Origin of the sequence: Pseudonocardia sp. (assembly GCF_050246655.1) — a bacterium.
Classification (GTDB): Bacteria; Actinomycetota; Actinomycetes; order Mycobacteriales; family Pseudonocardiaceae; genus Pseudonocardia.
This window is the reverse complement of record NZ_JBFWVQ010000135.1, coordinates 1-13,539: the sequence shown is the minus strand read 5'-3', so window position 1 is coordinate 13,539 and position 13,539 is coordinate 1. Positions and strand designations below refer to the sequence as shown.

Below are 13,539 nucleotides of genomic sequence, written 5' to 3'. Positions count from 1 at the left end.
GATACCGCTGGGAGGAGGTCTTCCGGCTCCCCGCGGACGAGGAGGCCGAGCACATCAAGCTCGCGGTCGAGAGCTTCGAGCGGACGGTGGGCCGCAGGCCGGTCGGGTGGTACTGCCGCTACGGGCCGAGCGAGCGCACCCGCGAGCTCGTCACGCAGCACGGCGGGTTCCTCTACGACAGCGACTCCTACGCCGACGACACCCCCTACTTCGTCGAGTGCCTGGGGCAGCGCAGGCTGGTGGTGCCCTACTCCCCGGACGCCAACGACTTCCGGTTCTGGCAGGCCAACGGCCCCGCCACCGCGACCGCGTTGACCGAGTACCTGCGCGACGGCTTCGACGAGCTGTACGCCGAGTCCGCGCGGCATCCGCGGATGATGTCGTTCGGCCTGCACCCGCGGATCATCGGGCGCCCCGGGCGGATCCGCGCGCTGCGCGACTTCATCGCCTATGCCCAGCGGCACGACGACGTCTGGTTCGCCACCCGCCAGGAGATCGCCACCGCGTGGCTGGAGCTTTCCGGTGAGCCGCTCGCGGAGTGTCCGGCATGAGCGCCCGCGTGCCCACCGCGGACCCGCACGGCACCGGCGTGCAGCAGCACGTGCTGGCCGCCGTCGCGAGCGCGCCCACCGCACACGGGGACTACGCCGTGCACGTCGGCGTCACCCACCTGCTGTCCGGGGCACGCACCGACGAGCTGCGCCACGAGGTGCCGGAGGCCGTCGTCGTCACCGAGGGCGCGCTGGAGATGTGGCTCGACGGCGTCCGCTCGGAGATCCGGGCGGGCGAGCACCTCGTCATCCCCGCGCGCGCCTGGCACCGCTTCGCGAACGCGACCGGGTCCGGGGCGTCCATGGTCTTCGCCTTCGGCGGCGACCCGGCACCCGTCACGCAGCGCCGCGAACCCGAGCCGCTCACGGCAGGAGAGCTCCGATGACGCGGTCGAGCCCGGTGGTCACGTCCCCGACGTCCCCGCCTCCCGGGACCCCGTCCCGGCCGCTGCTGCGGCTCGACGGCGTGGCGCGCGACTTCGTGACGAGCGGGCGCGGCAGGCGCACCGAGCGACGCGTGGTGCTCCGGGGCATCGACTTCACCGTGGAGGAAGGCGAGTTCGTCTCCGTCATCGGGCCGTCGGGCGGCGGCAAGACGACGCTGCTGAACTTGCTGGCGGGGCTGCTGCTGCCCACCGAGGGCACCATCACGCTCGGCACGGAGCGGGTGACCGGCCCGGGTGCGGACCGTGGCGTGGTCTTCCAGCAGGACGCGATCTTCCCGTGGCGCACCGTCCGCCGCAACGTCGAGTACGGGCTCGAACGGGCCGGTGTGCGCGGCCGTGAGCTGCACGAGCGCGCTCAGGTCTTCATCGACCTCGTCGGCCTCACCGAGTTTGCGGACTACCTGCCCAAGCAGCTCTCCGGCGGGATGAAGAAGCGGGTCGCGATCGCGGCCGTGCTGGCCAACGGGCCCGCCGTGCTGCTGATGGACGAGCCGTTCGGCGCGCTCGACTACTCGACCCGCGTCCGGCTGCAGGATGAGCTGTTGCGGATCTGGCAGGAGCGCCGCGTCACCACGATCTTCGTCACGCACGACCTGGAGGAGGCGCTCTACCTCTCCGACCGGATCCTCGTTCTTGCGGACGGGACGCTGGCCGAGGACTACCGGGTGCGGCTGCGCCGCCCGCGCACCGAGATGACCCGGATGAGCCCCGAGCTGCAGCAGGCCAAGGCGCACCTCTGGGGCTACCTGTGAACGCGCTGCGCCGGGTCTCGCTCGCCGCGGTCGGCTGCCTTCTCCTGGTGGTGGCGTGGGAGATCGGCGCCGCCGTCACCGCGGCGAACAGCGACAACCCGGAGGTGGTCTGGCCGCACCTGTCCCAGGTGTTCGGCGAGGCGCTGCCCGCGCTGGCACTCGTGGACACCACCGGCGGGGGGCAGATGAGCGCCACGGCGCAACCGAACGTCGGCGGCGCACTGACGATGCTGGCGGGTCAGGCCTGGGTCACCACGGTGCGGGTCGCCGCCGGTACGGTCCTCGGGCTGGTCATCGGCGTCGCCCTGGGGTTCCTGGTCACGCTGGTGACCCCGTTCCGGCTCGTCTTCTCGCCGCTGCTCAGCGTGCTGCGCCAGGTGCCGCTGTTCGCGCTCACGCTGCTGTTCGTCATCTGGTTCGGCGGCAGCACCGCGGGGATCATCACGTTCGTCACCTTCGGCGCGTCGCTGATGATCATGGTCGCGACCCAGGAGGCGATCCGCGCCGTACCGGAGGTGTACGTCCGCTACGCCCGCACGCTGGGCGCGGGGCGGTTCGACGTGATCCGCACGGTGGTGGCGCCCGCCGTCGTACCCGTGCTCGCCGCCACCGTACTCGTGGTGGTCGGCCTGGCCTGGGCGATGGTCATGGCCGCGGAGTTCCTCGGCACCCAGCAGGGCCTCGGGCGGCTGCTGCTGTTCTTCCAGACCTTCCAGCTCACCGACCGGATGGTGGTGGTCACGGCGGTGCTCACCGTGCTCGCGGCGGTGTCGCAGGTGGTGCTCGACAAGGTTCTCGCCCGGCTCACCCGATGGGTGCCGCGCGAAGTCTGACGGAGAAAAGACGCACGCGGCCGTAGCGGGACCGCGTGCGTCACGGGATGACACGGAGAGGAGCCAGTCCCGTGATCAGGAAACGATACAGGACGGCGACGTTGGTCGCTGTCGGTGCGCTGCTCGTGCCCCTCGCGGCCTGCGGCAACGTGGACCAGGAGACCGCGGAGGCACCGACGCTCCCAGCGGGCCTGACCGACGTGGGGGTGGGGGCGTGGAGCGGCCTGCTCGGCGTCGACCTCGCCGACCAGGACCCCACGGTGCCGCAGGTGCAGGTGAAGCTGGCCCAGGCGCCGTACTGGGACCACAGCACGGAGAAGATCGGCATCGACAAGGGCTGGTTCGGTGACGCCGGCATCACCGTCATGCCACAGCCGTCCGGCGAGATCCTCGACATGGACCAGATCGCGCCGGGGCTGCTGTCCGGCCAGATCGACGTCGGCACGATGGTCCCGCAGATCTGGGCCTCGTCACTCGACCAGGGCGTGACGGCGCGGGTCTTCACCTCGCGCGACATCTTCATGGGCCACGCGTTCCTCGCGAGCCCGCGGATGCAGGCGAAATCCGTCGAGCAGCTGATGGCCGAGGGCATGAGCTGGAACGACGCGCTGACGACCGCGATGGCCCAGCTCAAGGGCCAGACGGTCTACGTCACCGACGAGGCCAGCCCGCGGTCCTTCCGCAAGGTGGCCCTCGAGTCGGCGGGCATGTCCGACGCGGACTTCACGTCGAACGTGCTGGACGACACCACGATGCAGCAGCTGGCCATCAGCGGCCGCGCGGACTTCGTCGCCCCGGCCTCGGGGCCCAACATCGTCACGCTGATCTCGAAGGGCTGGGTGCCGATCGTCAGCACCCGCGACATCGTCGAGCACGGCGACGCCGAGCAGCTGCTCACCGTCATCGTGAACACCGGGCTCGCGGCCGAGCAGAAGTGGCTGCAGGCGAACCCGGAGACGGCGATCCGGCTGGCGGGTGTCCAGTACCGCATCCTCGACTTCAAGCAGGCGGATCCGGCCGGTGCGGCGGCGATCCAGATCCCGTTCATCAACAGCATCGCGGGCACGTCGTTCACGGCGGCCGACGCCACGACGCTCGACGAGCGGATCGACCCCTTCTACACCTTCGACCAGCAGGCGGAGTTCTTCGAGGACACGGCCTCGCCCATCTACTGGTCGAAGCCGATCGACGCCACGATCGCCTCGCTCAAGGCCGACGGGCTGATCACCGGCGACCACCAGGCGTCGGACGTGTCCTGGGCCGACGCGACCTGGCTGACGCTGAAGGGCCTGCGGGACAAGGCCACCACGGAGATCGAGGGCCTGGAGGCCGCCGGCTCCCTCTCGGAGAAGTCCGCCACGCAGCTGCAGCAGGCGAAGGCGTTCCTCGCGGCGCGCAACTACCTCGACGCCTACCGGTTCGCCAACGCGGCGCAGCTCAACAAGTAGGGGGTGAACGGCCATGACCACGGTCCGGCGGACGGTCCCGGCGGCAGCGGGCCTCCTGGGAATCGCGCTCTTCGTCGGGCTGTGGTCATGGCTGGCCACCCGCACCGTGTCCACCCGCCTCCCGGCCCCGGAGTCCGTGCTGGAGGTGCTCGCCGGGACGCTGCTCAGCTCGCCGGTGATCGCCGCGCAGGGCGGCGGCGTCCACGGGTTCCTGCCGCACATCTGGGCCACGCTGTGGCACACGCTCGCGGCGGTCTCGGTGGGTGCGGTGCTCGGCTGCCTGGTGGGCTGGGCGTTCGCCACGTGGACGTCCGCCCGCTGGTTGCTGCAGACCCCGGTGGAGCTGCTGCGCCTGGTACCCAGCCTGATCGCGGTGCCGTTCCTCGTGCTCTGGTTCGGGATCGGCGCGGTGCCGCAGTTCACGCTCATCGTCGGCTACACGGCACTGGTGATGCAGGTCGCCACGTTCACGGCCGTGCGCGACTTCCCGCCGCACATGATCCACTACGGGCGCACGCTCGGCGCCACCCGCTGGAGCACCGCGACGACCATCCTGCTGCCCGGCGTGCTGCCCGGCCTGCTCGGCTCGCTGCGGGTCACGCTGCAGCTCGCCTGGGGTCTGGCGGTGGTGGCGGAGCTGATGGGCGCGCAGGTCGGCATCGGCCGGGTGATGTCGTCCGCGGCGATCCTCTTCCGGACCGACTACGTGATCGCCGGGATCATCTGGATCGCCGTGATCGCGGCCCTGACCGACGTCGCGTTCCGCTGGGTCATCCACACCGTCACCGCCTGGAGCCGGGACTGACGAGCGCCCCCGCGCAGGAACCGAGCAGGAGAGGAATCGACCATGACCGTCGATGACGGGCACAGGATCGCGGTGCTCACCAGCATGATCCGGTCCAGGGTCTTCGAGCAGGCGCTCGGCGACGAGTTCGCGAAGCAGCGCGACCACGCGAAGGCCGCCTTCGGCGGCCGCAACGGCGCGTTCGAGGACCACGCAGGCGAGTTCCACATCCCGATCCAGGGCAACATCGAGCTGGCGATCGGGCAGGAGGCCACGCCCGCGGCGGTGTGCAGCTGGCTCACCCCCGACGACTACGCGGCGGGCACCCACCGCTCGCACGCCCTCGCCCTCGCCAAGGGCGTCGCGATGGAGGGCCTGCTGGCCGAGATCTACGGCAGGCGGACCGGCCTCGCCGGGGGCCGGGCGGGCGACTTCATGCTGAACGACCCGGGCGTGCACTTCGAGAACAGCGCGATCATGGCCCAGCTGACCGCCGTCGCGCTCGGCCACGCCTTCGCGCACCACCGGCGCGCCACCGGCGGCGTCGCCACGGTGTTCGTCGGCGACGGGGCGAGCAACCAGGGCGTCGTGCACGAGTCGATGAACCTCGCCGCGGCGTGGGGGCTGCCGGTCGTCTTCGTGATCGAGGACAACGGCTATGCGATCAGCACGACGCGCAGCGCCGCCAGCGCGGTGCCGGACCTCGCCGTCCGGGCGCAGGCGTACGGGATGCCCGGCGTCTCGCTGCCCGACCGGGACGTGGACGCCCTGATCGCCGCTGCGGGCGAGGCGGTGGCCCGGGCGCGCCGTGGCGAGGGCCCCAGCCTGCTGGTGAGCCGGACGCACCGGCTGCGTGGTGCGTTCGAGGGCGACAACCAGTCCTACCGGCCCGCCGGGGAGCTGGCGCGGGAGGCGCAGGACGACGCGTTGCGCGCCTGGTCCGCCCTGCTGCGCGAGCAGCGGGTCGTCGACGCCGCGTGGCTCGACGCGACCTACGCGGCCGCTGCGGCCGAGTACGCCAGTGCCCCTGTCGTTCGCGGAGACCTCGCCCTATCCGGCCGCAGCCACCGCACGGGAAGGACTCTTCGCATGACTCGCACGACGGCGAACGCCGAGCTGACCCGGGACACCACGGTCCCCGCCGGCCGTCAGATCACGTTCGCGGACGCCATGATGGAGGCGCTCGGCGCCCTCATGGCCGAGGACCCGGACGTCTTCGTCCTGGGCGAGGACGTCGGGCGGATGGGCGGCGTGGCCGGCCAGACCCGCGGGCTGCACGCCCGGTATGGCGGCGAGCGGGTGATCGACACCCCGATCTCGGAGGCGGCGTTCTTCGGCCTCGCGGCCGGTGCCGCGCAGCGCGGGATGCGTCCGGTGGTCGAGCTGATGCGGGTGGACTTCGCCGGGGTGGCGATGGACCAGCTCTACAACTACATCGCGAAGATCGGCTACTGCACGGGCGGCCGTCGCCGTGTGCCGCTCACCCTCATGACCCAGGTGGGCAACCCGCTGCGCCAGGGGGCGGTGCACGCGCAGACCCTCTACGGGATGTTCGCCCACATCCCCGGCCTCAAGGTCGTGGCCCCGTCGAACAGCCACGACGCCAAGGGACTCCTGCGCGCGGCGGTGCGCTGCGACGACCCGGTCGTGTTCTTCTTCCACGCCAGCCTGCTCGCGATCCCGTACGGGCCGGGGATCGAGGAGTGGACGGCGATCGACGTCCCGGCCGAGCCGTACGAGATCCCGCTGGGCCGGGCCCGGACCGTGCGCGACGGCACGGACGTCACGCTCGTCACGATGTCCTACACCGTGCACGAGTGCCTGCGGGTCGCCCGGCGGCTGGACACCGAGGGCATCTCCTGCCAGGTGGTGGACCTGCGCAGCATCGTCCCGCTCGACACCGCCCACGTCGTCGACGCCGTCCGCGGCACCGGACGGCTGCTCGTGGTCGACGAGGACTACGGCTTCGCCGGGCTCAGCGGCGAGATCGTCGCGCAGGTGGTGGAGGCGGGGGTGCGGCTGCGGGCGGCGCCGGTCCGGGTCACCCGCGAGCACCTGCCCATCCCGTACTCCCGCGTGCTGGACGACGAGGTCCGGCCCAGCGCCGCCCGGATCGAGCGGGCCGTCCGGGACCTGGTCGCGCGCTGACCGTCACGAGAACCGTAGGAGAGAAGATGCGTTTCACCGGCAAGACCTTCCTCATCACCGGCGGCGCCCGCGGCCAGGGTCGCGCGATCGCGCTCAAGGCGGCCTCCGAGGGGGCGAACGTGGCCGTCGTCGACGTCGCCAAGGACGTCGCCACCGTCCCCTACCCGCTCGGCACGGAGGAGGACCTGGCCGCCACGCAGGAGATGGTCGAGGAGCTCGACTCGCAGTGCCTCACCCTCACCGGTGACGTGCGCTCCCAGGCGGACATGGACCGTGCCGTCGCCGAGACCGCGGACCGCTTCGGCACCGTCGACGTCCTCTGTGCCAGCGCGGGCGTGCACAGCTTCGTCCCGTTCTGGGAGATGACCGAGGAGACCTGGAACACCGTCCTGGAGATCAACCTCACCGGGGTCTGGCGCGGCGCCAAGGCGGTCGCCCCGCGCATGATCGAGCAGCGCTCGGGTGCGATCGTCATCACGTCCTCGGTGATGGGCCACGAGACCGGCCCGGACCTCGCGCACTACGCGGCCTCCAAGCACGGCGTGCTCGGCCTCATGAAGAGCATCGCCTTCGAGCTGGGCCCGTACGGGATCCGGTGCAACGCGGTGCTCCCGAGCGTCGTGCACTCCGCGATGGGGGAGAACCCCGTGACCCGTAAGTGGATCTTCGGTCGAGACGACGCCACGACCCAGGACTACATCGACGCGACGAAGCACTGGCACCTGATGCCCGGCAGGCCCGGCCTGCCGCCGAGCTCGATCGCCGACGCGATCTGCTTCCTGGCCTCCGACGACGCGCGGTACATCACCGGTGTCGAGCTGCCCGTGGACGCCGGCCACATGCTGCTGCCCGGCTTCAACCACGAGGTGGTCGAGAAGGCGGACGAGCCGGTGGGGCCGTGGTACTGAGCGAGGCGAGCGATCCTGCGGCCTGGGCGGGCACGGTCGTCCTGGTCAGCGGGGGAGCACGCGGCCAGGGGCTGAGCCACGCCATGGCGTTCGCGCGACGCGGCGCCCACGTCGTGGTCCTCGACGCGCCGCCTGCGCTGGAGACGGTCCCGTACCCGCTGTCCACGGCCGAGGACCTGGACGCCGCCCGCGCACGGCTGGACGCGGCCGGGGCCGGGACCGTCCTGGGCTACGCGGCCGACGTCCGGGACGCCGACGCGGTGCAGCGCGCGGTGGACGACGCCGCGGGCCGGCTGGGCGGGATCGACGTGGCCATCGCGAACGCCGGGGTCTTCTCGTTCGCGCCCACGACGTGGGAGCTCAGCCCGCAGACCTGGAAGCAGTGCTCCGACGTGGTGCTCTACGGCTCCTGGACGCTGGCCCGCGCGGCGGTGCCGCACATGATGGGGCGGCCGGGGGCGAACCTGCTGTTCGTCGGTTCGGTCTCGGCGCACAAGGGGATCGCGGCCACGGGGCACTACGTCGCGGCGAAGCACGGCGTGGTGGGCCTGATGCGCACGCTGGCCGTCGAGCTGGCCCCGCACGGGATCCGGTCCAACATGGTCTCCCCGACCGCCGCCCGCACCGTGATGGCGACGAACCCGGCCATGGCGGAGTGCGTGAAGTACCAGGAGGCGGGCGGGACGGACATGTCGAACCTGCTGGCCGTGGACCTCCTGGAGCCCGAGGACGTCACCGAGGCGGTGCTCTGGGTCACCTCGCCCCGGGCCCGCTACGTCACCGGCGACGTGATCAAGGTCGACGCGGGGTTCACCGTGCGCTGAGCGCCCGCCCGCTCCCGAGGTTCAGTCCTTGATCGAGTCCCGGCCGCGCTGCACGAGCAGAGGATCCGGCGGGTAGACCACCGTCGGGTCCTTGCCCTCGTAGTCGAACCGGTCGAGGAAGAACCGCATCGCGTTGATGCGGGCGCGCTTCTTGTCGTTGCTCTTGATCGACGTCCACGGGGCGTGGTCGGTGTCGGTGTGCTCGATCATCGCCTCCTTGGCGATGGTGTAGTCGTCCCAGCGGTCCAGGGACTCGATGTCCATGGGGGAGAGCTTCCAGCGGCGCACCGGGTCGATCTGGCGGATCGCGAACCGGGTGCGCTGCTCGGAGTGGGTGACCGAGAACCACAGCTTGGTGAGCGTGAAGCCGCTCTCCAACAGCATCTCCTCGAACTGGGGGGCCTGCCGCAGGAAGATCTCGTACTGGCGATCGGTGCAGAAGCCCATCACCCGCTCGACCCCGGCGCGGTTGTACCAGGACCGGTCGAACAGCACGATCTCCCCGGCGGTCGGCAGCTGCGTGACGTAGCGATGGAAGTACCACTGGCCGAGCTCGGTCTCCGTGGGCTTCGTCAGGGCGACCACGCGCGCGGCGCGCGGGTTGAGGTGCTCCATGAACCGCTTGATCGTGCCGCCCTTGCCGGCGGCGTCGCGGCCCTCGAAGAGGATCACGTGCTTGGTGCCGGTGTCCTGGGTCCAGTACTGGAACTTCAGCAGCTCGATCTGCAGCTGGTACTTCTCCTCCTCGTAGAGGTCGCGGTCCAGCCGCTCGTCGTACGGGTAGTCCTCGCGCCAGGTCTCGACCGGACTTCCCCCCGGGTCGATCAGGTCCGGGTCGGAGAGGTGCTCGTCGTGGCGCACGGTGTAGCCGTCGCGCAGCAGCTGGTCCAGGTACTCCCGGAAGTTCTCCCGAATCACCCGTGAAGTATCGATCCCCTCGGCCTGCCGTGGGGTGGCGATAGGGTGAACGGACGGCTCGCGCGGCGCCGGGACCGCGTCGGCGCGATCGCCCGCAGGCCCGGTCTGCCGCCGATCGGCGCAGCGCCGTCCGCCGCCCGGGGACTGCCCGCTGTGACGTGGCCGTCGTCGGTCCCCCGGCGCGCGCGTGCGTTCCCCGACCGCCGTCGGGCGGCCCCGGGCGTGTCGGGTCGACGATTCCCGTGCCGTGTGTCCCGTCCTGTCCGGGAAAGCCGGCGCGATGTGAATTCTTGTCGAAGTGCAGGCGTCGCAAAGGTTACGCATCCATTGTGGCGAGTGTTGCGGCATCTCCCGGCCCGCCGAGCCGGACGTTCGGTGACCGCTTCATGTTCACCTGGCGCGGGTGAAAGAAATCGACTCGCCGCTGGCATTGTCGAGGACCGGGTGGCAACGCGGAGCGGCGATCGGGAGTGGTGCGCGGTGGGGGTCGAGCGGGAGCGCGTCGACGCGTTCGGCAGCCTGGAGAGCGGGCTGCGCCAGGCGAGCCCGTGGTACCTCTGGGGTCCCTATCTGAGCGAGCGCCAGTGGGGGACGGTCCGGGAGGACTACAGCGCTGACGGCGAGGCCTGGAACCACCTCCCGCACGACCACGCCCGGTCCCGGGCCTACCGCTGGGGCGAGGACGGGCTGGCCGGGTTCTCCGACGTCGAGCAGCGGCTGTGCCTCGCGCTGGCCCTGTGGAACGGCCGCGACCCGATCCTCAAGGAGCGCATCTACGGCCTCACCGGCACGGAGGGCAACCACGGTGAGGACGCCAAGGAGTACTGGTGGTACCTCGACGCCGTCCCGAGCCACGCCTGGAACCGCTGGCGCTACCACTACCCGCAGCGGGCCTTCCCGTACGAGGACCTGCGGACCGAGAACGCCAGGCGCGGCCGGCTCGACCCCGAGTACGAGCTGCTCGACACCGGGGCCTTCGACGAGGACCGCTACTGGGTCGTGGAGGTGCACTACGCGAAGGCCGACCCCACCGATCTCCTGATGACCGTCGAGATCACCAACGCCGGGCCCGACGCCGACGTCCTGCATGTGCTGCCCACCCTCTGGTTCCGCAACACCTGGTCCTGGGATCCGGGCACCGCGGCGCCCGTGCTCGCCGCGACCGCCGGCACGACGGTGGCGGTCACCCACCCCTTCCTCGGCGAGCTCGAGCTCGCAGCGGGCCGCGGGCCGGACGGGAGCGATCCGACGCTGCTGTTCTGCGACAACGACACCAACACCGCCCGCTTGTACGGCCAGCCCGGTCCGGCGTACCCGAAGGACGGCATCAACGACCACGTGACCGCGGGTGCGCCGACGGTGAACCCCGAGCGTGTCGGGAGCAGGTGCGCGGCCTGGTACCGCGTGCCCGTCGAGCCGGGCGAGACCGTCGAGCTTCGGCTGCGGCTGCACCCGGCAGGCTCCCCGGCCGATCTGGACGCCGGTTTCGAGCGGACGCGCGCGCAGCGCCGGGCCGAGGCCGACGGGTTCTACACCGAGCTCACGCCGGAGGCCGCGGGCGAGGACGAGGCGAACGTCATGCGCCAGGCGTTCGCGGGGATGCTGTGGAGCAAGCAGCTCTACTACTACGACGTCAACCGGTGGCTCGACGGCGACCCCGGCCTGGTCCGGCCGCCCGCGTCACGGCGGACCGGCCGCAACGCCCGCTGGCGGACGTTCAGCTCCTTCGACATCATGTCCATGCCCGACAAGTGGGAGTACCCCTGGTTCGCGGCCTGGGACATGGCGTTCCACTGCGTCGCGCTCGCCCACGTCGACCCGTCGTTCGCCAAGTACCAGCTCACGCTGCTGTGCCGGGAGTGGTTCCAGCACCCCAACGGTGCCCTGCCCGCCTACGAGTGGGACTTCGGCGACGTCAATCCCCCGGTGCAGGCGTGGAGCGCGCTGGAGGTGTTCGCGATCGACGGCGGTCGCGACATCGAGTTCCTCTCGCGGGTCTTCGACAAGCTGCTGCTCAACTTCACCTGGTGGGTCAACCAGCAGGACGCCGACGGGTCGAACCTGTTCGAGGGCGGCTTCCTCGGCCTGGACAACATCGGCCCGCTCGACCGCTCCCACCTGCCGCCCGGGGTGGTGCTCGAACAGTCCGACGCCACGGGCTGGATGGCCACCTACGCACTGGCCATGGGGGTCATCGCGGCGATCCTTCGGCATGCGGGCCAGCGCCCGGCCGACGACCTGGTGCAGAAGTTCCTCGAGCACTTCTCCGCGATCCACGACGCCCTCGACTCCCAGGGCATGTGGGACGACGTGGACGGCCTGTTCTACGACCGGCTCGCCCTCCCCGACGGCACGGCCGTCCCGGTCCAGGTCCGTTCGATGGTCGGCATCATCCCCATGCTGGCCGCTGGGGTGGTCGACGCGGACCAGATTGACCGGGCCGAGGCCACCGGCAAGCGGTTCGCCGGGTTCATGGACCGGGCCGGTCTGCGCGACCGGGAACGGCTGGCCCGGCTCGGACTGCTGCACGGACGACCGGGCCGTCAGCAGATGCTGCTCGGCGTGGTCGGGACCGACCGGCTCGAACGGATCTTCGCGCGGCTCTTCGACCCGGCCGAGTTCCTGTCCCCGTACGGGCTGCGGGCGCTGTCGGCCCACCACCGCGAGCATCCCTACGTCCTCGACGCACCCGGCATCCGGGCCGTGATCGACTACGAGCCCGCCGAGTCCACGACCGCCATGTTCGGCGGCAACTCCAACTGGCGGGGTCCGATCTGGTTCCCGCTCAACCACCTCGTCACCTCGGCGCTGCTGCGCTACCACCGGTTCTACGGTGCGGACTACACCATCGAGTACCCGACGGGGTCCGGGCAGCGGCTCGCCCTGGACGCGGTCGCGGACGACCTCTGGCGCAGGCTGGTGGCGATCTTCCTGCGCGGCCCGGACGGGCGCAGGCCGTGCTTCGGCGGGGTGGAACGGCTCCAGAACGACCCGCGGTGGCGCGACAACCTGATGTTCTTCGAGTACTTCCACGGCGACGACGGAGCCGGCCTGGGTGCGAGCCACCAGACGGGCTGGACGGGCCTGGTGGCCGACGTGATCCGGCGCCGCCACGGCGCGGTGACGTCCATCGGCGACCTGCTGCGCGCCTTGCGCGACGGGACCGCGCCGTGACGGCACCGATCCGGCCGGGCGACCCGTTCCCGCTGGGCGCCACCCCGACCGCCGACGGCACGAACTTCGCCGTCGCGTCCCGCGGCGAGGCCGTGGACCTGTGCCTTCTCGACGCCGCGTGCGGCGAGACCCGCATCCCCCTGCCGGAGTACGACGCGGGCGTCTGGTACGGGTTCGTGCCCGGTGTGGGCGTGGGCCAGGCCTACGGCTACCGGGTGTCGGGCCCGTGGGACCCCGCCCGCGGCCTGCGGTACAACCCGGCGAAGCTCCTGCTCGACCCGTACGCGCGGGCGATCGACGGCGCCGTCCGGTTCGGGCCGGAGGTCCTCGGCCATCACCCGGACGATCCGGCGCAGGTGAGCGAGCTGGACTCGGCAGCGCACGTCCCCCGGAGCCTCGTCGTCGAGCCGGTGCCCGCACGCAACGGTCCCGCGCCGCAGCGGCGCTACGCGGACACCGTCATGTACGAGGTCCACGTCAAGGGCTTCACCGCGACGCATCCGCAGGTGCCGCCGGAGCTCCGCGGCACCTATGCCGGGTTGGCCCACGACGCCGCGCTGGCCCATCTCGTCGGGCTCGGGGTGACGGCAGTCGAGCTGCTGCCGGTGCACCACCACGTGCCGGAGGCGTTCCTCCCGGACCGGGGCCTCACCAACTACTGGGGCTACAACACGACCGGCTACTTCGCCCCGCACGCCGGCTACTCGGCCGCGGTGCGCGCCGGGCGCCCCGGCGGCCAGGTCGCCGAGTTCC

General features: G+C 71.5%; 10 protein-coding genes and 2 pseudogenes. 11 read left to right on the top strand and 1 reads right to left on the bottom strand.

The window, feature by feature from the left end:
• The 9 genes and pseudogenes from AB7J25_RS26975 to AB7J25_RS26935 form a co-directional block, all read left to right on the top strand.
• A pseudogene (locus AB7J25_RS26975) lies at window positions 1-551 on the top strand (allantoinase); the annotation flags it as partial.
• Window positions 548-937 carry a cupin domain-containing protein gene (locus AB7J25_RS26970; protein ID WP_428513504.1) on the top strand — a complete coding sequence of 130 codons (390 nt, stop codon included), beginning with the start codon at window positions 548-550 and terminating at the stop codon, window positions 935-937. The pseudogene AB7J25_RS26975 and the gene AB7J25_RS26970, both read left to right, overlap by 4 nt.
• On the top strand, window positions 934-1,749 hold the full coding sequence (locus AB7J25_RS26965; RefSeq protein ID WP_428513502.1) for an ABC transporter ATP-binding protein: 816 nt from the start codon (window positions 934-936) through the stop codon (window positions 1,747-1,749). Before AB7J25_RS26970 ends, AB7J25_RS26965 begins: the two co-directional genes overlap by 4 nt.
• Window positions 1,746-2,582, top strand: a complete 837-nt coding sequence (locus AB7J25_RS26960) for an ABC transporter permease (protein WP_428513500.1) — start codon at window positions 1,746-1,748, stop codon at window positions 2,580-2,582. Before AB7J25_RS26965 ends, AB7J25_RS26960 begins: the two co-directional genes overlap by 4 nt.
• Before the next feature lie 71 nt (window positions 2,583-2,653).
• On the top strand, window positions 2,654-4,030 hold the full coding sequence (locus AB7J25_RS26955; protein ID WP_428513498.1) for an ABC transporter substrate-binding protein: 1,377 nt from the start codon (window positions 2,654-2,656) through the stop codon (window positions 4,028-4,030).
• Window positions 4,031-4,043: 13 nt separating this feature from the next.
• Complete coding sequence (locus AB7J25_RS26950; RefSeq protein ID WP_428513496.1) at window positions 4,044-4,835, top strand: ABC transporter permease; 792 nt, start codon at window positions 4,044-4,046, stop codon at window positions 4,833-4,835.
• Between the two features lie 42 nt (window positions 4,836-4,877).
• Window positions 4,878-6,962 carry an alpha-ketoacid dehydrogenase subunit alpha/beta gene (locus AB7J25_RS26945; protein ID WP_428513494.1) on the top strand — a complete coding sequence of 695 codons (2,085 nt, stop codon included), beginning with the start codon at window positions 4,878-4,880 and terminating at the stop codon, window positions 6,960-6,962.
• Window positions 6,963-6,988: 26 nt separating this feature from the next.
• Entirely contained in the window at window positions 6,989-7,870 is an 882-nt protein-coding gene (locus AB7J25_RS26940; RefSeq protein ID WP_428513492.1) for a mycofactocin-coupled SDR family oxidoreductase, read from the top strand.
• Window positions 7,861-8,694, top strand: coding sequence for an SDR family oxidoreductase (locus AB7J25_RS26935; RefSeq protein WP_428513490.1), 834 nt, complete (start codon window positions 7,861-7,863; stop codon window positions 8,692-8,694). Before AB7J25_RS26940 ends, AB7J25_RS26935 begins: the two co-directional genes overlap by 10 nt.
• Before the next feature lie 21 nt (window positions 8,695-8,715).
• Here the strand turns inward: AB7J25_RS26935 and ppk2 are convergent, their stop codons facing one another.
• Window positions 8,716-9,612, bottom strand: coding sequence for a polyphosphate kinase 2 (ppk2, locus tag AB7J25_RS26930; RefSeq protein WP_428513488.1), 897 nt, complete (start codon window positions 9,610-9,612; stop codon window positions 8,716-8,718).
• Window positions 9,613-10,056: 444 nt separating this feature from the next.
• Between ppk2 and AB7J25_RS26925 the strand changes: the two genes are divergently transcribed.
• Together AB7J25_RS26925 and AB7J25_RS26920 are read left to right on the top strand one after the other, a co-directional pair.
• A complete protein-coding gene (locus AB7J25_RS26925) occupies window positions 10,057-12,786 on the top strand; it encodes an MGH1-like glycoside hydrolase domain-containing protein (RefSeq protein WP_428513486.1) in 2,730 nt (909 codons plus the stop codon).
• Window positions 12,783-13,539 (top strand): annotated as a pseudogene (locus tag AB7J25_RS26920) (glycogen debranching enzyme); the annotation flags it as partial. The gene AB7J25_RS26925 and the pseudogene AB7J25_RS26920, both read left to right, overlap by 4 nt.

Coding starts and splice junctions, on each gene's coding strand:
- AB7J25_RS26940 (WP_428513492.1), top strand. CDS start 6,989: ATGCGTTTCACCGGCAAGACCTTCCTCATCACCGGCGGCGCCCGCGGC.
- AB7J25_RS26945 (WP_428513494.1), top strand. CDS start 4,878: ATGACCGTCGATGACGGGCACAGGATCGCGGTGCTCACCAGCATGATC.
- AB7J25_RS26970 (WP_428513504.1), top strand. CDS start 548: ATGAGCGCCCGCGTGCCCACCGCGGACCCGCACGGCACCGGCGTGCAG.
- AB7J25_RS26965 (WP_428513502.1), top strand. CDS start 934: ATGACGCGGTCGAGCCCGGTGGTCACGTCCCCGACGTCCCCGCCTCCC.
- AB7J25_RS26950 (WP_428513496.1), top strand. CDS start 4,044: ATGACCACGGTCCGGCGGACGGTCCCGGCGGCAGCGGGCCTCCTGGGA.